Below are 23,537 nucleotides of genomic sequence, written 5' to 3' on the forward strand. Positions count from 1 at the left end.
AAAAATTCCCTAAATAATATCTTTAACATTCTTGGTATTATATGCGTTTTGTATGGCTTGTAGTGTTGGGTTGGTAATAAAAAAATCTAGTGCTTTTATACCATAAACACATAGAGAATCTAGAGTTTCTTGTTCTGTATGCGTGAAATCACCAAGCACGTAATCAATAACGCATTGTTCTTTTGGTTTGGATTGGCTAAGTGTTGGCTTACCAATCCCACAACGCATACGCATATACACATTCCCACAAAGAGAATCTAGAGATTTTAGTCCATTATGTCCGCCACTTGATCCACCTTGCTTAAATCGCACAGCCCCAAGGCAAAGATCCATATCATCGTGTATGACAAGCATTTGTGTGATCGTATGATATTTGTAAAACGAAGCGATACTCTCGCCGGAGAGATTCATAAATGTTTGCGGCTTGAGACAAAAGATAGAAGCGTGTGGGGTGCTAAGACACGCACAAAAAGCTTGGGATTTTTTATCACAATCCCAAGTGAGATGATGGTGTTTTGCAAACACATCAAGAATAATAAAACCGATGTTATGTCGTGTGCGTGCATATTTTTCGCCGGGATTTCCAAGACCAACGATCAGTAAGCACTCTTTAGACTGCATTGCTGCATACAAAACTATTTTGCTTTGATGACACCAACTACAGCAACATCTTGATTATTGAGAACTCTAACACCACTAATTTCTGGTAAATCCCGCACGAGGATAGAATCTCCTACATCCAAATCAGTTACGTCAAGCTCATAAGCATTTGGCAAACTCTCTGGAGTGCATTGCACACTGATACGCTTTGTAGAGATAAAAAGCACACCTTTGTTTTTTAGCCCTTTTGCGTTACCTTTTGTTTTTACTGGAACTTTAAATTTGCTCACCACACCTTTTTGAGCTAACAATAAATCCACGTGTTTAAGAATATCTGTAACAGGATCTTTTTGATATTCTTGGACAACGACATCATAACTTTTTCCACCGATTTTCACTTCAAAAATCAAGTTTGCCTTACTCTTGATTTCTTTTATGAAATCATTGAGTTTAAATGCGCAATGGATATTTTCTTGTCCTTTTCCATAGATATTGGCAATTAGATAACCATTGTTTCGCAAAGCCTTTGCCGCTGCTTTAGAAATACTCTCTCTAATAATACCTTCTAACATTTGTAATCCTTTTTGTAAAAACTTAAAAAGGCGAGATTATAGCAAAAAATCTACAAAAAGAGAAATAAATGGGATTATGTTTGATGAGTGGGACCGATGTGCAAGTCTAAAGATCTGCATACCCCCTCTGTCATACGTATCTTGCTTAGATATAAACCAATCTACATAAGATTCATATAGACAAATGCCAAGAAACCGATTATAATGTATATTTTTATGGAGAGTATGGATGCCATTAGGAGAAACGGATACAAGAATCAAATTTATCGATACCAAACTTAAAGATTCTGGCTGGAGCGAGGATTTTATCAAGCGTGAATATTATTTTACCGATGGTAGAAAACTGCTTGGAGGCAAAAGGGGTGTTAGAAAATTTGCCGATTACTTGCTTTGCTTTCAAAACAACAATCTAGCCGTTATCGAAGCAAAAAGGCTTAGCAAAGATTCACTAGATGGATTATCTCAAGCCATAGAATATGGCGAGATTCTTGGTGTGCGTTTTGTGTATGCTACAAATGGCACAGAAATTTATGAATACGATAGACTAGATTCACAAGGTCGCTATATAGATGAGTTTCCAAGCCCACAGATTCTCTTTGATAGGACTTTTGGTAACCTTTTGGAATGGCACCACAAACTCCTAACCCAAAAAGAACTCTATATCCCACAAAAGCCATTGCGTTATTATCAAAAAATAGCCGTAGATAGAGTGATACAAGCCCTTATCAATGACAAAAAGCGAATCTTACTCACCCTCGCTACTGGCACAGGCAAGACAACTATCGCCTTTGCGCTTTGCTACCGCCTCCTGCAAGCAAAATGGAATCTTGATAACACTAATAGAAAGCCAAAGATTCTCTTTCTTTGTGATCGCATTACCTTGCGAAATCAAGCTTTAAACGAGTTTAATCCTATAGAGGGAGATTGCAAAGAGATTAGTGCAGGAGAGATACACAAAAATCAAGACAAAGTGCCTACAAGTGCTGATGTGTTTTTTGGTATCTATCAAAGCCTAAGTAGCGAGGAGAATATTCAAGAAGATGCTCAACAAGACAGGCACAAAGAAGAAAGCAAGTTGTATTTGCAATACCCAAAAGATTTCTTTGATCTTATTATCATAGATGAATGCCATAGAGGCGGAGCCAATCAAGAGGGGAGCTGGAGGGCTGTGCTAGATTATTTTGAAAGTGCAGTGCATTTGGGGCTTACTGCCACGCCAAAGCGAAGCGATAATGTAGATACTTACAAATATTTTGGCAACGCTGTGTATGAATACAGCCTAAAAACTGGGATAGAAGATGGCTTTCTCACGCCTTATAAAGTCAAGCGTATCATCACCACTCTAAGCGATGGCTATACATACAACCCCGATGACATCGTGCAAGGCGAACTACAAAGCGGACATTATGCACCAATCAAATTTGAGCGTGAGATCACACTACCCAAATACAACGAATTTATCGCCAAAAAGATTCTAGAGCTTATCAATCCTATGGATAAAACGATTATCTTTTGTGTCAATCAAGCCCACGCAAGTGCTATAAAAATCGCTATTGATGCACACAAAAAGGTTAAAAGAGATGATTATTGTGTGAGAGTTACAAGCGATGAGGGGACTATAGGACTAAACTATCTTAAAGAATTTCAAGACAATGATAAAAGCTATCCTGTGATTCTCACAAGCTCCAAAATGCTAACAACAGGTGTCGATGCGAAAAATGTCCGAAATATCGTGCTTTTAGCAAATATTGGATCAATGATTGAGTTTAAGCAAATCATAGGGCGAGGCACAAGAGTGTATGAGGGCAAAGACTTTTTTACAATACTTGATTTTTTTGGTGCGACCAAGCTTTTTTATGATCCAAAATGGGATGGAGAAAGCAATGCTATAGATGAAGAGAGTAACACAGATTCTGATACTAGTTTCCCTGTAAGCACCAAAAGCAACAAACAATCAAACAAAACAGATGAAACGCCAAGCCAAAAGGTAGTGATTCACCTAAAAAGCACCAAGCTACAAGTGCTAGATATACAAACGCGTTATGTAGGAGGAGATGGCAAACCGCTAGGCACAAAGGAGTTTTTGGAATTTCTCATCGGCAAGCTTGGTGCATATTATGATGACGAAAAGAAACTAAAGGCGATGTGGAGTGAGCCAAAAAATAGACAAGCATTCTTAAAAAGTCTCCAAAATGAGGGGATTGATGATGAAGTGCTAGAGAATCTACAAGAGATTTTTGAGCGAAAAGATTGCGATATTTATGATATTTTGGCGCACATTAGCTTTAGCAGCGAGATAGTATCACGCAGTGAGCGAGTGATAAGCGTGAGAAAAAGTGGCTTTTTGCAAAGATTCCATAAAGAAAGAGCTATAAGGCTTATAGAGTTTTTGCTCGGATATTATGAAAAACACGGAATCAACGCCTTTGACAACATTAGCACTTTGCTAGAGCTTAGCTCACTTGGCTCTATGCAAGAAATCATTAATGACTTTGGCGGAATCTCCGCACTAAAAGAGAGCATAGAGGATTTGCAAAGGGAAATATATGGGGTATAAAATATATTTTTAAGAATAAATTTGAGATTTTTTGTTAAAATTATGCTCTAAAATTATTTTGGAGCAAGGTATGTTAGTAGAATTTAGGGTGAGAAATTTTTTTTCCATTCAAGGTGAGCAAGTTTTTAGTATGGTGGCAAGTAGCGATAAAACCTTTTTAGATTCTCACACAAATAACGACAAAAAACTAACGCTACTAAAAAGCAGTGTGATTTATGGAGCAAATGCCGCTGGAAAATCAAATATAATAAAAGCTTTGATAGCCATGAGACAAATTATTACATCAAGTGCAAAAAGTCAGAGAGGAGATGAACTACCTATAATGCCTTTTGTTTTAGGAAGTGATGAGGATAAACCCACAAAATTTGAAATCATTTTTATACAAGATGACATAAGGTATCAATATGGTTTTATTTTAAATACGGAAAAGATTTTAGAAGAATGGCTTCTAGTCTTTAGTGAAAGCAATCGAGCACAAAAATGGTTTGAAAGAATCTATAGTGAAAAAGAAAAAAAATATCATTACACATTTGGGGCAAAATTTCTAGGCTCCAAACAGCTATGGGCCAATAATACAAGGGAGAATGCTTTATATTTATCTATAGCCACTCAATTTAACAGCAAACAATTAAAACCTGTATTTGATTTTTTTTTAGACAACCTGAAAATAGCTGCTGAAGATCACTGGAGTGATGCACAAGAGGTCACGATTAAGCTAATAGAAAAGGGTAATACAAAAATTATTAATTGCTTAAAAAAAGTTGATTTAGATATCGAGGATATTTGGATTAAGCACGAAGAATTAAATATAACTGAATTAATCCAAGAGAAATCTATTTCACAGAATCTCAAACAAGAAAAATTGGACAATACCGGAAGATTAATAAAACAGAATATACAAATTATACATACAGACCAAAAGGGTAGCAGGGTCGGTTTTAACATAGCCTTAGAATCAAAAGGGACGCAAAAATTTTTTAAATTAATTGGGCCCTGGATAGACACCCTAGAAAAAGGATATCTAATTGTAATTGATGAGCTAAACACACATTTTCATCCATTAATGACAAAATTTTTGGTAGAACTCTTTCATAACAAAGAATTAAACCAGCATAATGCACAATTGATATTCACTACTCACGATACTTCTATTCTAAATCAAGATATATTTAGAAGAGATCAAATTTGGTTTTGCGAGAAACAAAACAAAGCCACCAAGCTTTATCCACTAAGTGATTTTAAAGTCAGAAAGGATAAAACAAATTTAGAAAGCGATTATCTTTTGGGGCGTTTTGGGGCTTTGCCTTATTTCAAAGAGATACTATCATCTTGGAGCGATAATGGGCAGTGATGATTTGCATAAAAAAAGAAATACAAACCTAAGAAAAAGACACTCAGAACGAGAAACAAATGAAGTCATACTAATAGTGTGCGAGGGTGAAAAAACCGAAATCAATTATCTAAAACAACTAAAAGATTTTTTTAGATTAAGCAATGTAAGGATAAATATCATCTCAAGCAAAAAATCGAATCCTTTGCAGATTGTGACATTTGCCAAAGGAAAACATAAAGATCATTCTTATAGTAAAGTTTATTGTGTATTTGATAAAGATACGCATTCAACCTTTGATGAAGCATTGGAAAAATGCAAAAAATATAATTTTGAAGCGATTGTTTCAAACCCTTGCTTTGAGTTTTGGATACTTTTGCATTTTACATACACTACAGCAAACTTTCATACAGATAACAAAAATAGCCCTTGTGATAAATTAATCAGCAATTATTTAAAAACCCATATCAAAGATTATTCAAAAAGCTATAAGTCTTTTGCTCAACTAATAGAAGATAAATTTAATCAAGCAATTGAAAATGCCATAAAGGCAAACAAGGAAGCCGAAGATAATAATTACACAAGCCCATATACCTTTATGTACAAACTCGCCTCTAAATTCAAAGAGTTACACAATGCCAAATAACACAATGACACATTTGCCACAGGGGTGGGAAATAAAAAACTTCAATGACATTAGCACTTTGCTAGAGCTTAGCTCACTTGGCTCTATGCAAGAAATCATTAATGACTTTGGCGGAATCTCCGCACTAAAAGAGAGCATAGAGGATTTACAGAGGGAAATATATTTAAAGTAAGCTTGAATTATTTGGTATAAATTGGATAAAATTTAAGAAGAAAGAAAAAATAAGAAAAAAGCAGAATAATAATGGCTAATATAAATATCAATTTTGATAGATTAAATTATTTATTGGAATTATTTGATTTTAATTCTATTAATGAACTTGCAGGGTATATTGGAGTTAAACAAATTAAAAATCCATTAACAAAAACAATTTTAAATAAAATAGATAATATTTTTAAAAGGGGTTTAGATTTTTATACAAACCCCAATTCTATTGACAATAAACAATCAAGTATTTTATTTAGAAAGAACAATATCCAAGAAAAATTAAATGTGGGTGATAAACAATTAATTAGTAAAATAGAACAAGAAATTTCTTATATTTCGGGATTAGCAAAAATAACTAATTTTAATTTTTCAACAAGAAAGTTTGGACAATTTAATATCAATGATAATCCCAGAGAGGTTGCCAAGCAAATGCAATTTTTGCTAGCAAATAACATAAAAGATGATAAAAAATTTTTGCAATCTTTTATAGATAATCTTGCCGAATACAATATTCTTGTAATAGAAGAGGTGCAATCTCCAAAGTTAAAATATAAAAGCAATTTATGTGGTTTTTTTATAGAGCCAAATGTTATAGTTTTAAAAAAACAACAATCAAGAAAAAGAGAGATTTTTACTTTAGCACACGAGCTTGGGCATTATCTATTAAAGAGAGAGCATATTGATAAAAATATTTTTAACGCAGATGTTAATTCAGAGGAAAAATGGTGCAATAAATTTGCCTTTCATCTTTTGGCTAGTAATGAGATAGATGAATTAGATGATATTGCAAAAGATGATATGAGTATTACTAATAAAAAAATATTGGGGTTCTCATCTAAAAAACATATAAGCAGGCTTGCAATTTTTTACTATTATGCTGACAATAAAAAAATTAGCTGGAAAGAATACAATAGGCTAAGTAAAGAGTTAGAGGAAGAATTTGACAACAAAAGAAAGATTGATAAGTTAAAAGGAGTTAAATATCGTCCATCTAAGCCAATTATATCTCCATTAAAAAAAGATATTTTTGTAGATGCATTTTTAAATAATATTATTGATGAATATACGATACGCACAGAATTTTCTAGAAATATAGATAATAATAATTTAGAGGAGTTTATTTATGGATGAATTCCTTTTTGACACAAGCTCTTTGCTAAATTTTGTAAAATACTACCTACCATTTGATGAAAATTCAAAATTAAAAGAATTCTTATTGCAAGGCTTTAATGAGGATAGATTTTTATTGTTAAGTGAAGTCAAAATAGAATGTGAAAGAGTTTCATCTGGCTTAATTTTTAATGAGCTTGCAGAATTAAAGAAAATAAAGCCCTTAAAACAAGCAGATATTGTTAATAACAAATGGCATAATCTCATTGATAATAATTTTAGTATAAAAGGAATGAAGTCAAAATTAAATCAAAATGAATACGAACAGCAAAAATCAAATTTTATTAAAAGTGCTGATTTTGCATTGATTTTTTATGCTTCTAATAATCAAAATAATGGAAATCCAACAATAATAACAGAAGAAACAATAAATAGTAATGATAATAAAATTTTTAAGAAAATTCCTGCAATATGTGAAATGCAAAAGATAAAATGTATTAGTCTTCCCCAATTTCTTAAAAAACAGATAAGCGTTAAATACCAAGTCTTGGGTAATCTTTTTTGTGCAAGCAATTAGGTGGAGTATAGGTTGAAAAAAATACCGCAAGGGTGGGAAGTAAAAACAATAGAAGATGTTTGTAAAAATTCAAATTCAAATTTAGCCTTAAAAGATATAAAAGATAAAAGTGGAGATTATCCTGTTTTTGGTGCAAGTGGCATAGTTGGTTATGTGGATTTTTTTCATAAAGCTCAAGAGTGTTTAGGCATAATTAAAGATGGTGCAGGGGTTGGAAGAGTCTTTGTTTTACCTAAACAATCATCAGTAATAGGCACTTTAAGCTATTTAGAAAACAATGAAACTACGAATCTCAAATATTTGTTCTACTTTCTTAAAAATCTAGATTTTTCAAAATATATTTTAGGTTCGGCAATCCCACATATTTATTTTAGAGATTATAAAAAAGAGCAGATTCCACTTCCGCCACTCAAGGAGCAAGGGAGGATAGTGGGGATTTTGGATTTGGCGTTTGAAAAGATTGATAAAAGCGTGGAGTTACTCAAGGCAAATCTTGCCAACCTCGATGAATTTGCCCAAAGTGCATTAGACAAGGCATTTAATCCTTTGAAATACACCACTCTTCATTCTGAGGCATTAGCCGAAGAATCTAAAATCAATCAATCGCACGAAGTGCAGACAGATAAAAGCGTCGTCGGGGTGGGGGGAGAGGTTGAGAGGGGAGAGGGAGCGACTTCGCAATTCAAGCCCCTCCACCCTCTCGCAAAAGACATAGAATCTAAAAATGATAATTGTGATTCTACGCCTTTATCTCAAGATGACAACTCCCCCTATCCCCTCCCGCAACATTGGGAATGGAAAAGCTTAGGGGAGATTTGTTCTGTTACAGATGGAACACATAAAACGCCAACTTATGTAGAAACTGGGATTCCATTTTTGTCTGTCAAAAATATTTCTAAGGGCTTTTTTGATTTAAATGATGTTAGATACATATCACAAGAAGAACACAATAAACTTATTAAGAGGGCTAAGCCTGAATTTGGAGATATTTTGATTTGTCGTATTGGAACTTTAGGTAAAGCTATAAAAATTTCTTTAAGGTTTGAATTTAGTATTTTCGTTAGCTTAGGGCTTTTGAAACCAAAGATTAAGTTAGTAAGTGATTATCTGGCTCATTTTTTAAATTCTTATTGTATTGAAAAATGGATTAATGATAATAAGGTAGGCGGAGGAACACATACTGCCAAACTAAACTTAAATGTTTTAGAAAAATGTCCTGTAGCCCTCCCAAAAGACATAAAAGAGCAAGAGCAAATCGCTATGCACTTAGATTCTGTCTTTGATAAGATACAAAAACTAAAAGAGCTTTATAACGCACAGCTACAAGACTATGAGGAGCTTAAGCAATCCCTACTTACTCAAGCTTTTAGCGGAAAGTTATAAATGTTAAAAATTTGCCAAACTTTAACACAACAGCAAGATATGTTAAAAATTTTGGATTTTTTTAACATATTATCAAAGGACAACAATGCAAAACACAATTAATAGAATCACAGACATACTAAGGCGTGATGATGGCATAAGTGGTGCGATGCACTATAGTGAACAGATTAGCTGGATATTGTTTTTGAAGTTTTTAGATGATTATGAAAAAGAATTAGAAAATGAAGCGTTTTTGAATGGTGTGCCTTATACAAGTATTTTGGATTCTCAGTATGCGTGGCAGAGTTGGGCAGCACCCAAAAAAGATAGCAAACTTGATGTGAAAAATGCGCTAAGTGGGAGTGATTTGCTAGAGTTTGTCAATAATGAGCTTTTCCCTTATCTCAAAAGTTTCAAAAACAATGAGGGCTTTAAAAGTATCGAGTATAAAATCGGTGGGATCTTTGAATTTATCGACAATAGAATCGCCAACGGACACACGCTAAGAGAAGTGATAAACCTCATCGATGAGCTTAGCTTTAGCAAAGAAAGTGATGTATTTGCACTAGGTGATGTGTATGAGAAACTACTAAAAGATATGGGAAGCGATGGCGGTAATAGTGGGGAGTTTTATACACCAAGGGCGTTGGTAAAAGTGATGGTAGAAGTTATCAATCCTAAGCCAAAAGAGAGAATCTATGATCCAGCGTGTGGGAGTTGCGGGTTTTTGGTGGAGAGTTTCTTACATATTTTGTATAAAAATAGGGCAAAAGGACAAAAAGCAAGTCTAAGCGTAGAGGAGCTAGAATTTTTGCAAAAAGATGCACTCTTTGGCAAAGAAAAAACGCCACTTAGCTATGCTATGGGTGTTATGAATATGATACTTCACGGAATAAAATCCCCAAATATCATCAAAACAAACACGCTAAGCAAGAGAATAACAGACATAACGGAGAATGAAAGATACGAGGTCATACTCGCAAATCCTCCTTTTGGTGGCAAAGAAAAAGAACAGATTCAAGGCAATTTTATCGTGCGCTCCAACGCTACAGAACTTTTATTTTTGCAACATATCCTAAAATCACTCAAAACCAATGGTAGATGCGCGATTATCGTGCCTGAAGGAGTATTGTTTCAAAATTCAAATGCCTTTGTGAAAGTCAAGCAAGATTTGATAGAAAACTATAACTTAGAATGTGTGCTAAGCTTACCTAGCGGAGTGTTTCTCCCATATAGTGCAGTCAAAACCAATGTGTTATTTTTCTCCAAAGGGTTAAGGTGCATTGTAGAGGAGCAAGATAGCAATGTGTATTATTATGAGCTTATCCCGCCTTATAAACTCACCAAAAATAAGCCTTTGGAGTATGTGCATTTTACAGAATTTTTGGAGTGCTACAAACAACGAAAAATCACACCGCATTCTTATCTTGTGAGTTTGGAGGAGCTACAAGCAAGGAATTATGATCTAAGTGCCAAAAATCCCAATGCAAAAGAGGAAAAATCCTTGCGTGAAGTGGGCGAGATTTTAGAATCTTTGCACAACACCCAAAATCAAATGGTGACACTTTTGGAAGAGTTAGAAACACAAATACACACAAAATCTCACTAAAAATACCAAATCTAAGGCATATGCGTAGAAAGCTAAGCTACACTTGATCCTCTGGCAACACTCTAGCTAAGACATTAAAAAAACGCAATAATATGTTTGCATTTGGTGGTTTCTGGTAAATCTCAAACTCTCCATTTTTGTTGTATCCTTTCCAAAATATCTTATCATCTACGCACCAAAGTTGCCACGCATCCATCATCTCTTCTTGGATATTTGCCTTTGTCTTTTTGGCAAAACTCGGATTTTCAAAAACCACTACAGATTCTGTATTGAGATTGCTTGATCGCTGATCGAGATTAAAGCTCCCTACCCACGTAATACGCTCATCAAAAACAATTGTTTTGCTATGTAGCGACGCGCCTGAACTAAGCTTACCTCGCACACCACTTTTCTTTTTTTTGCCCTCATATTGGTATTCATACACGCGCACACCATTTTTGACAAAAATATCACGATAGCGCTCCCACGCTGCATATACCACAAGCGAATCTGTGGAAGCTAGTGAATTAGTAAGGACGCTAACATGTATATTGCGATCTTGGAGTGATTGGAGATTGCCTATAGTATGCTTACCTGGCACAAAATACGCTGCGGCGATATACACATCCTTTGTGGTATGTGCAAAGATTTGTTTTAGTGCATCTGTAATGGGGCGATTGGGATTTGTTTTATCGATTTTATCTGGCTCATCCGCGATAAACATTGCCTTGCCCCACGCCATATCAAATTGCTTTGTTGTGTAGTGTTGCATAAATGCTTTGATTGTCTCATTATACTTTAAAAATCCATTAGGCTGGGTAGCGATCTGTTCTGAAATTGCTTTAGTCTCTTTAATGTAGTTTTTCATAGATCGTTTGGAGGGCAAAAGTGTCGCAGGTATAGAGCGCTCATACTCCCAATAATTCATAAAACTCTTTGTCGCAGACTTTGCTACATCACCGATAAAAACTACATCGGTATCGGTAAAATTTAAATGTGTATTGTTATCAAAATAATCATCCGCAACATTACGCCCACCGATAATAAGTGCGGTATTATCAACGATAAAAACCTTATTGTGCATACGGCGATTGATACGCGAAAAATCATAAATCATTTCAGGATAGCGTAAAAGCTTGGAGCGATTTTTATAGGGATTAAAAATTTTAACCTCAATATTTGGATGTGAATCTAGCGTAATAATATCCGAAAAATCAGAATCTAAGCCATTGTCATCAATCAGAATACGCACCTGCACACCTCGATTTGCTGCTTTCCAAAGCTCGTGCATAAAAATTTTGGACGCAAACTCATCTTTGTAGATATAGGATTGCAAAAAGATAGTTTTTTGTGCCATACGCGTGAGTGCGACGCGATGCAAAAATGCTTGTGTGCCATCAGATAGCAAAAATGCGCCACTCTCGCCTTTGTGTGCTTCTAACTCATCGGCATATACCATACCTAGTGTTGTCGTATTTGGGATAAATTCTGGGATTTTTTGCTTTTGTGGTAAAGCACTGGCATTGATATCTTTGATATTTACCACCACAGAAGAACACCCTGCATATACAAAAACTGCCAAAAATCCTATGATAATAATACTAGTAGCGTTCAATATATGTTCGCTCAAAAATGTCATAACTAACCCTTGGTTACACTTCAAATTTTGACTTCACCAAAAGTCTGCTCAAGCTTCTTGCCAAAGTTACTCATAAACCCTTCGCAAGATCGCATACCACTCAAAATCACTATCCAAGAAACATAAATCCACAACATCAAAAACAACAAAATAGAAATTTGTCCATAAATACTTTTATAAGTTTGGTTATAAAACACATAATACACAAACCCCCATTTTGTGATAAGCCACACAATCGTAGTGCCTAAACTAGAAAGCAATAATGGGAAAAAATGTAAGACTTTGTTTGCTGAAATTTTAAACAACACAAAAAACATCGCCCAAGTGATAAGATAAGGCAAAGTCTTATACAGCATACTAAAATCCGCCACATCATTAAGCACCCTTTGGACTTCGCCACTAAAGTAAATAGAAAGCGCTAAGGACACTGGAAACAAAGTAATCATAGTCCAATACACCACAACAGAATCAAAAAACTTTCTAGGGCTTGAATTAAACACTTTAGCGGTTACATACTCAAAGTTGCGAAAAAACAAAATCGAAGTAACAAGCACATATACTAATCCCATTGTGCCGAGCTTGGAGCTGTTTGCCAAAAATGCATCAAAGTATTGAGAAAATGTGTCTGTGTTGGTAGGCAAAAGATTTGATAAGATAAGTTCTTTTAACTCCAAAATCTCACTTTGAAACTGCGGAAAACTAAGCAAGATAGAAAAAAAGATAAGCAACATCGGAATAAGGGCAAAAATCGTATAAAAACTTAGTGAAGCCGCATAAATCAACTGCTGATCAAAAAAGCGATAGATTCTGCGAATCTCAATGCTTATTTTGTGCACAAATACTTTAGAGATAAAAGGTTTTTTCATCGATTAATGACAACTTGTTGCGGGTATGTATCCATAAGAGAGTATGCGATCAACATCGTTTTTGGGAGCTTCGCCTTTTGTCGTGAGATAATCACCTAGCACAACCGCATTTATCCCACACTCAAAAAGCTTTTTTTGATCCTCGCCAAAGATATGTTCTCGCCCACCAGCTATCATCAAACGTGTTTTGGGTAAAAATTCGCGCGCTAATGCCACACAATCAAGCGCCTCTTCTTTGCTAAGCTTAGGAGCCTCGATAGGAAGATTAGGATTAGCAATATAAAAATTTATAGGGCTAGAATGAGGTGTGAGAATCTGCAATGTCTTAAGCATATCAATTCTATCCTCCCAACTCTCCCCTAGCCCAAAAATCCCTCCTGAACATAACCCAAGCTCTGCTTTTAGTGCATTCTCGCAAGTCTCAAAGCGCTCGCTCCAAGTATGGGTGCTACAAACTTGTGGGAAAAAGTTCTTTGAAGTCTCCAAATTGTGATTGTAGCTATCCACGCCATTTTTTTTAAGATATTTAAGCGAATCCAAATCCGATCTCCCACAACATGCAATAATATGTAAGCCCAAATCTGCCTCTTTTATCGCACGTGCAACTTGTGCGATATATTCACATTTTTTAGAATCTAACCCACGCCCAGAAGTTACAAGACAAAATCCAAGCGCGCCGTATTCTTTAAGACTTCTCGCTTCGTGCAAAATGTCCTTTATAGGTTTATTTTTGTATGTAGGAACATTTGTATTATAATGGGAAGATTGGGTGCAATATTTGCAATCCTCTGCACAATTTCCGGAAGTTACATTGCAAATAGAGCATAAAAAAATTTCTTTTGGATTCATTATATTCCTTTGGTATGAGTTGTATAAATGATATTTTGTATTTGATTGGCGATTTTCATAGCATTTTGCCCATCAATTTCATTGGGCGCAATCTCATTTTTTTGTGCAACACTGGACACTTTAGAATCCCTAGAATTAGTGCGACACATGTTACTAAAATCTAGCAACTCCAAAAGCAAGGCTTCTTGTGGTCGTACCTCAATACTTTCGCTACGCGATGAGATAGAAATATTGTGCAAATGTTGCTCGATAGTCTGTTTGTTGATTAGCACTTCTTTGCTTAAAAGATTACAATCAATATACATATCTTCGCAAGTAGCGGTAATTTGGCGGATTCTCTTTTCTGTGATACGCGAAGCTGTAATCGTGCTAAAAGCACCATTTTTATGTGTGATAATCGCACGCGCATATTCAATCATGCCATTAATCACGACACCATGGGCTTGCACCTCACGCACTTCTCCATTAAAAAGCAAACTCAAATCAATATCATGAATCATCAAATCCATTACTACATCAACATCCGTAATGCGGTTGCTCATTTTATTGGTGCGGACAAAATCCACACTAAAAATGCGTGGAGAATTTTTTAACAATTCCCGCAAAGCAGCAATAGCGGGATTATAGCGCTCGATAAATCCTACTTGGATACAGAGATTTTTATTGCGTGCGGCATCTACGATGATTTGGGTTGTATCAAGCGTATCGGTTAGGGGTTTTTCGACAAAAATATTTTTGATATGATCGCTTACTTTTTGGATATAATCAAAATGTGTAAATGTCGGTGTTACGATAATCACACCATCACTATTTTGCAAGGCATTTTCTAGCTCACTTTCATCTTGGAGCGCATAAACATCAAATTCTTTTGCACTTTTTTCTAATAACTCTTTATTCACATCATACATAAAGCTTACTTCAACATTTTTTAAGAGATTGAGGTTGCGTAGGTGGTTTTGACCCATTTTGCCAATGCCTAAAAGCCCAATTTTTACAATTTTGCGATCCATACTTTCACCTATGCTCTAGCTAAGCAAAGTATTAAGCGATTCTATAATATAACTTTGCTCTTGCTCACTCAAAAATGCACTAAAAGGCAAAGAAAAAATCTCGTGCGAGATTCTCTCACTCACAGGGAACGCACCTTGTTTGTAACCCAAATATGCCAAAGATTCTTGTAAATGCAAAGGCAACGGATAATGTATAGCCGTAGGAATACCTTTGCTTTGTAGCATATCTAGCACTTTTTGGCGCGTAAATCTCTCATCAGGCAATCGCACTGAATATTGTGCATACACGCTTGTGCGATCGCTTGGAATCTCTGGTAAAATAAGATTTTTGAGGTTGCGTGTATAGATGTGCGCTATCTCCTCGCGTTTAGCAATCTCTTGATGAAAATGTTTAAGCTTGGTATTAAGCACTGCACATTGTATAGAATCTAAACGCCCATTAAGTCCTATGTATTTATGCATATAACGCCCAATTTGTCCGTGATTGAGGATAGATCCAATCTTAGTATCAAGTGCTTCATCATTACAAAATATTGCGCCACCATCGCCATAACACCCAAGTGGCTTAGATGGGAAAAAGCTTGTTACGCCTATCGTAGAGAGGTTACACGAATATTTGCCTTTGTATGTTGCGCCAAAGCTTTGACACGCATCCTCTATCACAGCGATATTATGTGCCTTGGCGATAGCATTAATACTATCCATATCCGCAGGTAATCCATACAAGCTCACAGGAATAATCGCCTTGGTGCGTGGCGATATAGCAGATTCTATTTGGAAAGGATCAATATTATATGTCGCCTCATCGATATCAACAAAAACAGGTTTTGCACCCAAAAGCGCAATCATTTCAGCAGTAGCAATAAATGTAAAAGGTGTTGTAATAACCTCGTCATCTTTTTGTATCCCAAGTGCCATAAGTGCAATAAGTAGCGCATCTGTGCCACTAGAGACTGCACGCGCATACCGAGCACCACAAAATGCACTAAGATTAGATTCTAATGTATGCACACTTGGACCCATGACATACGCACTAGAATCCAAAACCTCTTGTATCGCTGTATCTATCTCATCTTTATAAGCCTTATATTGCGCCTTTAGATTAATAAATTGTATATCCATCGCTCACCTAGTTCCGACAAAATTTGGGGAATTTTACCAAAAAAATATTTAAAAATTTGTCCCATATCCGATTTAGCTTGTAACTTGCACAAGGAAGTGTAAGCAAACATACATAAAGGAGTATATCATGGCTTTCCAAGTCAATACAAACATTAACGCGCTTAATGCGGCGGCTCAAGGGACATTCACCCAATACAATATGAAAAACTCACTTGAAAAGTTGAGTTCTGGTCTTAGAATTAATAAGGCAGCAGACGACTCTTCAGGTATGACAATTGCCGATAGTTTGCGATCTCAAGCAAGTGCCTTAGGCCAAGCAATCAGAAACACAAATGATGGCATGGGGATTATACAAATTGCAGATAAAGCAATGGATGAACAATTAAAAATCCTAGATACAATCAAAGTCAAAGCGGTTCAAGCAGCACAAGATGGGCAATCAACACAATCTCGTCAGGCAATCCAAGCAGACATTAAACGCCTTATCGAAGGTTTGGATAATATCGGTAATACGACTACTTACAATGGTCTTGCATTACTTTCTGGATCATTCTCTAACAAAGAATTCCAAGTAGGTGCTTACTCTAACCAAACTATTAAGGCATCCATTGGTGCATCTGTGTCTAACAAAATCGGTCAAGTGAGACTCGAAACAGGTCAAAATGTCACAGCAACTGGTGAAGTGCAGTTGAAGTTTGTCAATGTCGATGGTGTTAATGATGTAGAGTTTGAATCTGTAAAAATCTCTTCATCTGCTGGTACAGGTTTAGGAGCGCTTGTAGAGGTTATCAACAAAAACTCTGATAAAACGGGTGTGCGTGCGACTGCCAATGTTATCACAACTTCAGATGAAGCTATCAAAGCAGGAAGCCTTGGTGGTGTAATCCTTAATGGAATCTCAATCGGTGATATCGTTGGTATTAAAGACAACGATAGCGATGGTCGTTTGGTGCAAGCTATCAATGCCACTACAATGGATACAGGTGTAGAAGCTTACACAGACAACCTTGGTCGTTTGAATTTACGTAGTACCGATGGTCGTGGGATTCAATTCTCTACAACAGGTGCAGTAGCACAACAAGGGCAAAACCAACAAGGTAATGCACAAGGACAACAAACTGCCGGTGTGCTTGCAATAGAAAAAGTCAATGATGGTAAAGATATTATTGCAGGTGCAGATGTCAAGAATGGTGGTAACTGGAATCTTGGACGCCTTTCACTTGTAAGAACCGATGCAAGAGATATAGTAATAAGTGGGACAAATATCAGTGCGACTGGTTATAGCCCAAACCAAACAGTTGCTGAAGCCACTGTGAACTTGCGTGATGTAACAGGTTCTTTTGACAGAGATATCCGTTCAGCTTCTGGTGGTAACTTCAATGGGACACTTGTCAAAGAAGATAAAAACCTTGGCGCAGGTGTAACTTCTCTAAGAGGTGCAATGGTAACAATGGATATCGCAGAATCTGCTACAAAAATTCTCGATAAAATCCGTGCAGACCTCGGTTCTGTTCAAGGACAAATGGTAAGCACTGTTAATAACATCACTGTTACTCAAGTGAATGTTAAAGCGGCTGAATCACAAATTAGAGAGGTAGATTTTGCGGCTGAAAGCTCAGAATTTAGTAAGCTAAATATCTTGGCTCAATCTGGAAGTTACGCACTTTCTCAAGCTAATGCAGTTCAGCAAAATATCTTAAGACTTCTCAACTAGTCTTAAGAATTATGCCTTACTTTTTGCTAGAGGTGCTTACCTCTAGCATACTTAAATCACTCTCTTGCCTCTTTTGATAGATTATCCTAAGCCCAATTTTTTGAATCTTAAGCTACAATTTCCTTGATATTCTCATAGAATCTAAGGATATTTCATAATGTTTGTCGATAGTGCTGATATTTTTGTATTTTCTGGTAATGGCGGTGCTGGCGGTGTAAGTTTTTTGCGTGAAAAATTTGTCATACAAGGCGGACCTGATGGCGGAGATGGCGGCAAGGGTGGCGATGTCATCATCGAAATAGACCCAAATGCACACACTTTAGCAAATTTTCGTGGCAAAAAACATTATCGCGCACAAAATGGTGCAAATGGCGCACCACGTAATTGCAATGGAAAAAGTGGTGAGAATCTTGTCATCAAAGTGCCACTTGGCACGCAGATTCTAGACTTTGATAGTGGCGAGATTTTGGCGGATTTTGGCAAGAATACAATGCGTGTAAAACTCCTAGAGGGTGGTAAGGGTGGATTAGGCAACGCACGATTTAAAACCGCACGCAATCAAGCCCCCACACATGCTCAAAAAGGTATCCCGGGAAAAGAGCTACATATCCGCCTAGAACTCAAGCTTATCGCTGATGTTGGGCTTGTGGGCTACCCAAATGTGGGCAAATCCACGCTTATCTCAACACTCTCTAATGCAAAACCAGAAATTGCTAACTATGAATTTACCACAATCACACCGCACTTGGGGGTAGTGGATGTTGATGAATTGCATTCTTTTGTAATGGCAGATATTCCGGGAATCATCGAGGGTGCGAGTGAGGGCAAGGGATTGGGATTAAGATTCCTGAAACATATTGAACGCACAAAATTTTTGCTTTTTGTGCTTGATAGTGCAAGAGAAATGGGTATTTACACACAATACATAAATCTAGTGCGAGAACTTGAGAATTTTTCCCCTGCCTTAAGTCAGAGAAATTTTGGAATTGTGATTAGCAAATGCGATGTGCATACACCAGAGCTAGATTCACTCCAATCCCTTTGTGCTTCACATACACCACATTTTATCCTACCCATTTCAGCTGTGGCACATCAAGGGATCAAAGAACTTGTTTTTGCACTTTTTGAAGCCCTACAATCAAACTCTACATAAAACCCCTAAGTACTAGTATTTTGGGTAAGACTCACTTTCACTACAAAGAGTAAAGCGGTATGTAAGGATATATTTGGCTTAGTTTTTTAGAATCTATGTGGGCGTTTGATGCGCTTCAAACGCACTTGTCGATAAAATCGCTCTAAGCCTCTTTGTTCCTTTGGTCCTATGGGATAAAAAATATGATCCAAATACTCTAAAATATACCAAGATTCTATCCCACTCCTATGCGAGGCTGCCATAAGCATATAATGAGGAATCTTCTTGTGTTTAGTGCCATAACGCTTATTAAATGCCTTGCTAATACGCCCCAAAAGCTCTCCATAACTACTAAAACACAAACGCCCAAAAACAAAAGGTAGATTAGTGCGATCCCACCATTTTTCTCCCATATCTTCAAATTCACCGCCATTATATCTAAACCTAAGCGCTCTATCACCGATAAGCACTTCACCTTGCAACCCCAAAACTTGCGAAAGCACATTGGAAGTATCAGATTGGTAATCAAAACCACTACCTTTTTTGACAATCACGCTCCATACTGCACCTTTGGCGATGATACCGCTAGGGCATACCTTATGCTTATAATGTGATGCATAACCAGCAATCGATGAGATAAATCCCGCATCAATGCGCCTAAACAAGAAATCTTGATTGAGCTTTGAGGGAAAGGATTTTTTAAGTGCAATACACTTTTTCATATATGAGGGTAATGGATAGGCTTTGATACACACATCAAAAGGCAAAAGATTAAGATATGCAATTTTTCCAAAACGCATTATATAACCATTGTGATGTGTTGGTGTTTTGATAGGGTGTTAAAAATCCTGTCGCGTTGCTCTTGAGAATCTACTTCGAGTTTGATATGCACACTCACGAATTTTCCACCATGAGAAAAACGAGTTTTTGTAATCTTATAAGGAGTGTTAATAGTTTCAAAAATGGTATTTTGCACCTGTGTTTCATCTCTACCAATCACAACATACTCCCACAAAGTAGGATATACAATCTGTGGGGTTTGCTCTAAATCATTATGAATGTGCTGCATTTACACTCCTTGCAATAATTTTACAAATTCATCTGGAATCTTGGTAATCTTTTGATGGGTAATATTAACAAATGCAAGTGTTACCTCCATACCAAAGATACGATCTTGTATTACAGGCGAAAAACTAGATGTATTATGCCCTTGAGCTATTCTGTATATATCTTGTCTAAGACACACAGAAGTCTGTCTCATCCACAACACTTCCGATCGCACCTCTAGTAGATCGCCTAACTTAGCGCTTGCATAAAATTTTGCCTCCAAATCGCTAACCACAAAACCACAATTTCCACTATATGGCTGCATAGTGTTGGCAAAAAATATCTCGCTTCGTGCGCGTTCGCAATATTTGATATAATTTGTGTGATAGACAATCCCGCCACAATCTGTGTCCTCAAAATAGATTCTCACTTGATATGTCTGCATTGCATTTCCTAAGATTTTAGCGACTCTAAAAATTGCTTATACAACGCATTCAGATTCTCAAGCTCTTTAGCGCAGTCTTTGGAGCTTGTCTGCTCTAGAATCTGCAAACGCTTACACAAATACTCAAAAAGCACTCTATCAATATCTGGAAGTTTATTTGCCGCACTTGCTTCTTTAGATCTACCCTTGACAATCACGCGTGCAGGTATACCCACTGCTGTGCATTCAGGTGGGACATCGCGTATAACCACAGAATTTGCACCAATCTTTGCATTTGCCCCTATAGTAATATCACCCAACACTTTTGCTCCAGCCCCAATTACAACGCCATTTTCTATGGTAGGATGGCGCTTGACCTTATCCAAACTCACCCCACCTAAACTCACACCTTGATAAATCGTTACATCATCGCCTATAATCGATGTTTGTCCGATCACCACACCAATAGCATGATCAATAAAAACGCGCCTACCGATCTTTGCTTCTGGGTGAATATCAACATTGGTAATAAAGCCCGTAATCCCCATAAGCACGCGCGCTAACCTCCGAAATCCACGCACATACAACCAATGTGCCACTCTATAATGCACGAGTGCAATCACACCCGGATAAAAAAACAATTCGATTCTGCTCTCTAGCGCAGGATCACGCAACCTCACAACACCAAAATCCTCTCTGATGAGTTGCCACAAACTACGCTCTTGCATACTAGCCCTTTTTGATACTAATAGTGCGGAGATAGCCATTTTCACTAAGCATAACATATAAGCGTCCCAACACCTCTTTTTTGCTATCTGAATCTAAGTCCTGATTTTCCTCGATATATTGCTTTAGGATTCGCTCAATCTCTTTGGTATCATAGTCCAAATCATCAAGCACATCAAGAATAGTTTGAGCTTCCAAAAGATTGCAAAGTTCATAGCCTTTATTGAGATCATCATCAAATACAACGCTAAATTCTGTAGGATGTGTAAAAAGATTATGTCGCATACCTAACACCTCTTGATACGCTCCAACAAGAAAAAATCCTAAAAAATATTCCTCTTTGGTTACATCAACATCGTGCAAATACAACGGCTTACTTGCATCAAATGCCACTTCCCCATCGCTATCACAAGTAATATCCCATAAACTCGCACTCCTTGTTGGCCGGCGATTTAATCTATCAAGAGGCATTACGGGAAAATTTTGTCCCAATCCCCAATAATCGGGCAAGCTTTGGAAGAAGCTACAATTTAGTAAATAGCGTTCTTGCACTTGTTCTTGAATAGCAATGATCTCATTATGATTTTTATGTTTAAGGAGTTTGATGACTTTTTTGATGATGAGATGCACCAACACTTCGGTATTACTACGATCTTGCAAATCAATATATCCCAAATCAAATAAAGTCAGCAAAGATTCCATATGATCGAAGCTATCGTGCAAGTATTCAATCGCGGTTTTTTCACTCACGCTCTCATAGAGATCATAAAGCTCTTGAATAAGTGGTGGATTGGAATCTTTTAGCTTAAGTGCCTCTTCATCATATTCTTGGGAAAGTAACTCTAGCACAGGTGCGACCAAAACCGCGTGATTAGCGGCGATAAAACGCCCAGATTCTATAAAAATATCAGGTTCTTTCTCGTTTTTATTTTTTGCAATTTCACGCAATGAAAACACCACATCACCGCTAAATTCTTCAAGTGTATAATTGCGATTATTCTCATTCTCGTGTTGGGTATATTCCACCGCTAAACCACCACCGATATTCACGCAACTTAGATTCTTAGCGCCTTTTTTGCGAAGTTCGGCATAAATGTTTCCAGCCTCTCTCAAGGCTTTTTTAAGAGGCAAAATATCACTCATTTGACTACCAATGTGAAAATGAATCATGGTAAATCTATCTAAAAGATCATGCCACTCAAGCATATTAAGCGCCTCTAAAAGCTCCGTGGAAGTTAAGCCAAATTTCGAATAAATTCCACCACTTTTTGCCCACACACCTATACCACTGCTATGAAGGCGGATTCTAAGTCCTATTTTGGGATAAGGTTCGCCCATTTCTTTGGCAACATCAATGATTGTTTCTAATTCGTTTAATCCCTCAATAGTAATTGTAATATCGTGCTTCATATTTGCCGCAATAAAGCCAAGAGAAATCATCTCTCGATCCTTAAAGCCATTAATAGTAATAGGTGTATTTTTGTTAGCATACGCCATCGCCAAAATAAGCTCTGGCTTACTCCCTGCCTCTAATCCATAACATTTATCTGCACTTTGCTCTACAAGTGGCAAGACAAAATGTGGCATTTGATTGACCTTGAGGGGGAAAACTGCCTTAAAATTCCCTTGATAATTATATTCTGCAATAGCACGCTCAAATGCTGTAAAAACTTTGCAAATCTGATTTTTAATAAGATGAGGAAAACGTAGTAGTAATGGACCTCGATAGCCCTTTTCACGAATCTCTTGCACGATTTGTATTAATGCGGGTTTGCTTTTGTGATTAATTTTTACTTGCCCATCATCGATAAAAAAATCGCCATTAGCCCAAAAGTTGATGCCATAATCCACCATAACTACACCTTACAAATCTAGATTCTAAACTCACATTATACAAAAGATAAAGATATAATGCACCAAAAACATACCCAAAGATTGAATATTCTTAATCACTAAGGAGTAGCTATGCTAGAAATACAAAACCTAAGCTCATATACACTAGATTCACTTAAGTTTGATGAGATTTTTTTAGCCCTTGCTAAAGCCTATAAACCAAACCTAGTCTCTCATCTTTGCGTAGAAATTCTCATCACAGATTCAACCCAAATCCAAGAGATTAATGCAACACACCGCGATCAAAATAAGCCTACAGATGTGCTTTCATTTCCTTTGGATGTAGATTTTGTATATGCACCTGCAGAATGTATGCTAAGCATAGGTTCTGTGGTGCTTAATGCCCAAATGGCTGATGCAGTAGCCACAAACTTAGGGCATAGCCTAGAAGATGAGTTATATCTACTCTTTATCCACGCTTTGTTGCATATTTTTGGTTTTGATCATGAGATTGATAATGGCGAACACAGACAACAAGAGTGTCGATGGATTACATTCTTTAAACTCCCAAAAAGTCTCATAGAACGCACACAAGATTCATAACAAAAGGGAATATCCTTTGCTTT

23 protein-coding genes are annotated in these 23,537 nt (G+C 36.7%); 11 read left to right on the plus strand and 12 right to left on the minus strand.

The features are described 5' to 3' along the window. Positions 1 to 9: 9 nt before the first annotated feature. Complete coding sequence (gene pth / locus C6H22_RS02110) at positions 10 to 621, minus strand: aminoacyl-tRNA hydrolase (RefSeq protein ID WP_104693740.1); 612 nt, start codon at positions 619 to 621, stop codon at positions 10 to 12. Positions 622 to 635: 14 nt separating this feature from the next. Then, the gene (locus C6H22_RS02115; protein ID WP_104693685.1) at positions 636 to 1,172 is read right to left on the minus strand and encodes a 50S ribosomal protein L25/general stress protein Ctc; all 537 of its coding nucleotides are present in this window, start codon (positions 1,170 to 1,172) and stop codon (positions 636 to 638) included. A gap of 229 nt (positions 1,173 to 1,401) precedes the next feature. On the opposite strand from C6H22_RS02115, the gene hsdR reads away from it, so the two are divergent. The 8 genes from hsdR to C6H22_RS02155 all read left to right on the plus strand — a co-directional run bounded on the left by hsdR (position 1,402) and on the right by C6H22_RS02155 (position 10,570). Then, the gene (gene hsdR, locus C6H22_RS02120) at positions 1,402 to 3,729 is read left to right on the plus strand and encodes an EcoAI/FtnUII family type I restriction enzme subunit R (protein ID WP_104693686.1); all 2,328 of its coding nucleotides are present in this window, start codon (positions 1,402 to 1,404) and stop codon (positions 3,727 to 3,729) included. A 70-nt stretch (positions 3,730 to 3,799) separates the two neighbouring features. Continuing rightward, positions 3,800 to 5,080 (plus strand): AAA family ATPase, encoded by a 1,281-nt coding sequence (locus tag C6H22_RS02125; protein WP_104693687.1) that lies wholly within the window; start codon positions 3,800 to 3,802, stop codon positions 5,078 to 5,080. Next, on the plus strand, positions 5,070 to 5,705 hold the full coding sequence (locus C6H22_RS02130) for an RloB family protein (RefSeq protein WP_104693688.1): 636 nt from the start codon (positions 5,070 to 5,072) through the stop codon (positions 5,703 to 5,705). Before C6H22_RS02125 ends, C6H22_RS02130 begins: the two co-directional genes overlap by 11 nt. Then, a complete protein-coding gene (locus C6H22_RS02135) occupies positions 5,695 to 5,877 on the plus strand; it encodes a hypothetical protein (protein WP_104693689.1) in 183 nt (60 codons plus the stop codon). The genes C6H22_RS02130 and C6H22_RS02135 overlap by 11 nt, the downstream gene beginning before the upstream one ends. Before the next feature lie 71 nt (positions 5,878 to 5,948). Then, entirely contained in the window at positions 5,949 to 7,043 is a 1,095-nt protein-coding gene (locus C6H22_RS02140) for an ImmA/IrrE family metallo-endopeptidase (protein ID WP_104693690.1), read from the plus strand. Next, complete coding sequence (locus tag C6H22_RS02145; protein ID WP_104693691.1) at positions 7,036 to 7,599, plus strand: DUF4411 family protein; 564 nt, start codon at positions 7,036 to 7,038, stop codon at positions 7,597 to 7,599. The genes C6H22_RS02140 and C6H22_RS02145 overlap by 8 nt, the downstream gene beginning before the upstream one ends. Before the next feature lie 12 nt (positions 7,600 to 7,611). Then, the gene (locus C6H22_RS02150; protein WP_158654588.1) at positions 7,612 to 8,982 is read left to right on the plus strand and encodes a restriction endonuclease subunit S; all 1,371 of its coding nucleotides are present in this window, start codon (positions 7,612 to 7,614) and stop codon (positions 8,980 to 8,982) included. Positions 8,983 to 9,067: 85 nt separating this feature from the next. Next, entirely contained in the window at positions 9,068 to 10,570 is a 1,503-nt protein-coding gene (locus C6H22_RS02155) for a type I restriction-modification system subunit M (protein WP_104693693.1), read from the plus strand. 37 nt (positions 10,571 to 10,607) lie between these two features. Here the strand turns inward: C6H22_RS02155 and C6H22_RS02160 are convergent, their stop codons facing one another. From C6H22_RS02160 to C6H22_RS02180, 5 genes are read right to left on the minus strand one after another with little or no spacing between them, the layout of a single operon-like run. Beyond that, positions 10,608 to 12,188: a phospholipase D family protein gene (locus C6H22_RS02160; RefSeq protein WP_104693694.1), complete on the minus strand. Its 1,581-nt coding sequence runs from the start codon at positions 12,186 to 12,188 to the stop codon at positions 10,608 to 10,610. A gap of 20 nt (positions 12,189 to 12,208) precedes the next feature. Continuing rightward, on the minus strand, positions 12,209 to 13,054 hold the full coding sequence (locus C6H22_RS02165; protein WP_104693695.1) for a YihY family inner membrane protein: 846 nt from the start codon (positions 13,052 to 13,054) through the stop codon (positions 12,209 to 12,211). Between the two features lie 3 nt (positions 13,055 to 13,057). Beyond that, positions 13,058 to 13,903, minus strand: a complete 846-nt coding sequence (locus C6H22_RS02170; RefSeq protein WP_104693696.1) for a biotin synthase — start codon at positions 13,901 to 13,903, stop codon at positions 13,058 to 13,060. Next, positions 13,903 to 14,913 (minus strand): Gfo/Idh/MocA family protein, encoded by a 1,011-nt coding sequence (locus tag C6H22_RS02175; RefSeq protein ID WP_104693697.1) that lies wholly within the window; start codon positions 14,911 to 14,913, stop codon positions 13,903 to 13,905. The genes C6H22_RS02170 and C6H22_RS02175 overlap by 1 nt, the downstream gene beginning before the upstream one ends. A gap of 15 nt (positions 14,914 to 14,928) precedes the next feature. After that, a complete protein-coding gene (locus tag C6H22_RS02180; RefSeq protein WP_104693698.1) occupies positions 14,929 to 16,035 on the minus strand; it encodes a DegT/DnrJ/EryC1/StrS family aminotransferase in 1,107 nt (368 codons plus the stop codon). A gap of 127 nt (positions 16,036 to 16,162) precedes the next feature. Between C6H22_RS02180 and C6H22_RS02185 the strand changes: the two genes are divergently transcribed. Continuing rightward, on the plus strand, positions 16,163 to 17,749 hold the full coding sequence (locus C6H22_RS02185; RefSeq protein ID WP_104693699.1) for a flagellin A: 1,587 nt from the start codon (positions 16,163 to 16,165) through the stop codon (positions 17,747 to 17,749). 157 nt (positions 17,750 to 17,906) lie between these two features. After that, on the plus strand, positions 17,907 to 18,902 hold the full coding sequence (gene obgE / locus C6H22_RS02190) for a GTPase ObgE (protein ID WP_104693700.1): 996 nt from the start codon (positions 17,907 to 17,909) through the stop codon (positions 18,900 to 18,902). A gap of 86 nt (positions 18,903 to 18,988) precedes the next feature. Here the strand turns inward: obgE and C6H22_RS02195 are convergent, their stop codons facing one another. From C6H22_RS02195 to speA, 5 genes are read right to left on the minus strand one after another with little or no spacing between them, the layout of a single operon-like run. Then, on the minus strand, positions 18,989 to 19,681 hold the full coding sequence (locus tag C6H22_RS02195; protein WP_104693701.1) for an MqnA/MqnD/SBP family protein: 693 nt from the start codon (positions 19,679 to 19,681) through the stop codon (positions 18,989 to 18,991). After that, the gene (locus C6H22_RS02200; protein WP_104693702.1) at positions 19,681 to 19,950 is read right to left on the minus strand and encodes an HP0495 family protein; all 270 of its coding nucleotides are present in this window, start codon (positions 19,948 to 19,950) and stop codon (positions 19,681 to 19,683) included. The genes C6H22_RS02195 and C6H22_RS02200 overlap by 1 nt, the downstream gene beginning before the upstream one ends. After that, positions 19,951 to 20,373, minus strand: coding sequence for an acyl-CoA thioesterase (locus C6H22_RS02205; protein ID WP_104693703.1), 423 nt, complete (start codon positions 20,371 to 20,373; stop codon positions 19,951 to 19,953). Between the two features lie 8 nt (positions 20,374 to 20,381). Continuing rightward, positions 20,382 to 21,080 (minus strand): serine O-acetyltransferase, encoded by a 699-nt coding sequence (cysE, locus tag C6H22_RS02210; protein WP_104693704.1) that lies wholly within the window; start codon positions 21,078 to 21,080, stop codon positions 20,382 to 20,384. Position 21,081: 1 nt separating this feature from the next. Next, positions 21,082 to 22,932 carry an arginine decarboxylase gene (gene speA, locus C6H22_RS02215; RefSeq protein WP_104693705.1) on the minus strand — a complete coding sequence of 617 codons (1,851 nt, stop codon included), beginning with the start codon at positions 22,930 to 22,932 and terminating at the stop codon, positions 21,082 to 21,084. Positions 22,933 to 23,043: 111 nt separating this feature from the next. On the opposite strand from speA, the gene ybeY reads away from it, so the two are divergent. Then, positions 23,044 to 23,514 carry an rRNA maturation RNase YbeY gene (ybeY, locus tag C6H22_RS02220; protein WP_104693706.1) on the plus strand — a complete coding sequence of 157 codons (471 nt, stop codon included), beginning with the start codon at positions 23,044 to 23,046 and terminating at the stop codon, positions 23,512 to 23,514. Positions 23,515 to 23,537 lie beyond the last annotated feature (23 nt).

Source organism: Helicobacter equorum (genome assembly GCF_900198655.1).
GTDB classification, from domain to species: Bacteria; Campylobacterota; Campylobacteria; order Campylobacterales; family Helicobacteraceae; genus Helicobacter_F; species Helicobacter_F equorum.

Coding starts and splice junctions, on each gene's coding strand:
- C6H22_RS02135 (WP_104693689.1), top strand. CDS start 5,695: ATGCCAAATAACACAATGACACATTTGCCACAGGGGTGGGAAATAAAA.
- pth (WP_104693740.1), bottom strand. CDS start 621: ATGCAGTCTAAAGAGTGCTTACTGATCGTTGGTCTTGGAAATCCCGGC.
- C6H22_RS02145 (WP_104693691.1), top strand. CDS start 7,036: ATGGATGAATTCCTTTTTGACACAAGCTCTTTGCTAAATTTTGTAAAA.
- C6H22_RS02170 (WP_104693696.1), bottom strand. CDS start 13,903: ATGAATCCAAAAGAAATTTTTTTATGCTCTATTTGCAATGTAACTTCC.
- C6H22_RS02200 (WP_104693702.1), bottom strand. CDS start 19,950: ATGCAGCACATTCATAATGATTTAGAGCAAACCCCACAGATTGTATAT.
- C6H22_RS02155 (WP_104693693.1), top strand. CDS start 9,068: ATGCAAAACACAATTAATAGAATCACAGACATACTAAGGCGTGATGAT.
- C6H22_RS02165 (WP_104693695.1), bottom strand. CDS start 13,054: ATGAAAAAACCTTTTATCTCTAAAGTATTTGTGCACAAAATAAGCATT.
- C6H22_RS02130 (WP_104693688.1), top strand. CDS start 5,070: ATGGGCAGTGATGATTTGCATAAAAAAAGAAATACAAACCTAAGAAAA.
- speA (WP_104693705.1), bottom strand. CDS start 22,932: ATGGTGGATTATGGCATCAACTTTTGGGCTAATGGCGATTTTTTTATC.
- C6H22_RS02185 (WP_104693699.1), top strand. CDS start 16,163: ATGGCTTTCCAAGTCAATACAAACATTAACGCGCTTAATGCGGCGGCT.
- cysE (WP_104693704.1), bottom strand. CDS start 21,080: ATGCAAGAGCGTAGTTTGTGGCAACTCATCAGAGAGGATTTTGGTGTT.
- obgE (WP_104693700.1), top strand. CDS start 17,907: ATGTTTGTCGATAGTGCTGATATTTTTGTATTTTCTGGTAATGGCGGT.
- C6H22_RS02195 (WP_104693701.1), bottom strand. CDS start 19,681: ATGCGTTTTGGAAAAATTGCATATCTTAATCTTTTGCCTTTTGATGTG.
- C6H22_RS02180 (WP_104693698.1), bottom strand. CDS start 16,035: ATGGATATACAATTTATTAATCTAAAGGCGCAATATAAGGCTTATAAA.
- hsdR (WP_104693686.1), top strand. CDS start 1,402: ATGCCATTAGGAGAAACGGATACAAGAATCAAATTTATCGATACCAAA.
- C6H22_RS02175 (WP_104693697.1), bottom strand. CDS start 14,913: ATGGATCGCAAAATTGTAAAAATTGGGCTTTTAGGCATTGGCAAAATG.
- C6H22_RS02140 (WP_104693690.1), top strand. CDS start 5,949: ATGGCTAATATAAATATCAATTTTGATAGATTAAATTATTTATTGGAA.
- ybeY (WP_104693706.1), top strand. CDS start 23,044: ATGCTAGAAATACAAAACCTAAGCTCATATACACTAGATTCACTTAAG.
- C6H22_RS02160 (WP_104693694.1), bottom strand. CDS start 12,188: ATGACATTTTTGAGCGAACATATATTGAACGCTACTAGTATTATTATC.
- C6H22_RS02125 (WP_104693687.1), top strand. CDS start 3,800: ATGTTAGTAGAATTTAGGGTGAGAAATTTTTTTTCCATTCAAGGTGAG.
- C6H22_RS02115 (WP_104693685.1), bottom strand. CDS start 1,172: ATGTTAGAAGGTATTATTAGAGAGAGTATTTCTAAAGCAGCGGCAAAG.
- C6H22_RS02205 (WP_104693703.1), bottom strand. CDS start 20,373: ATGCAGACATATCAAGTGAGAATCTATTTTGAGGACACAGATTGTGGC.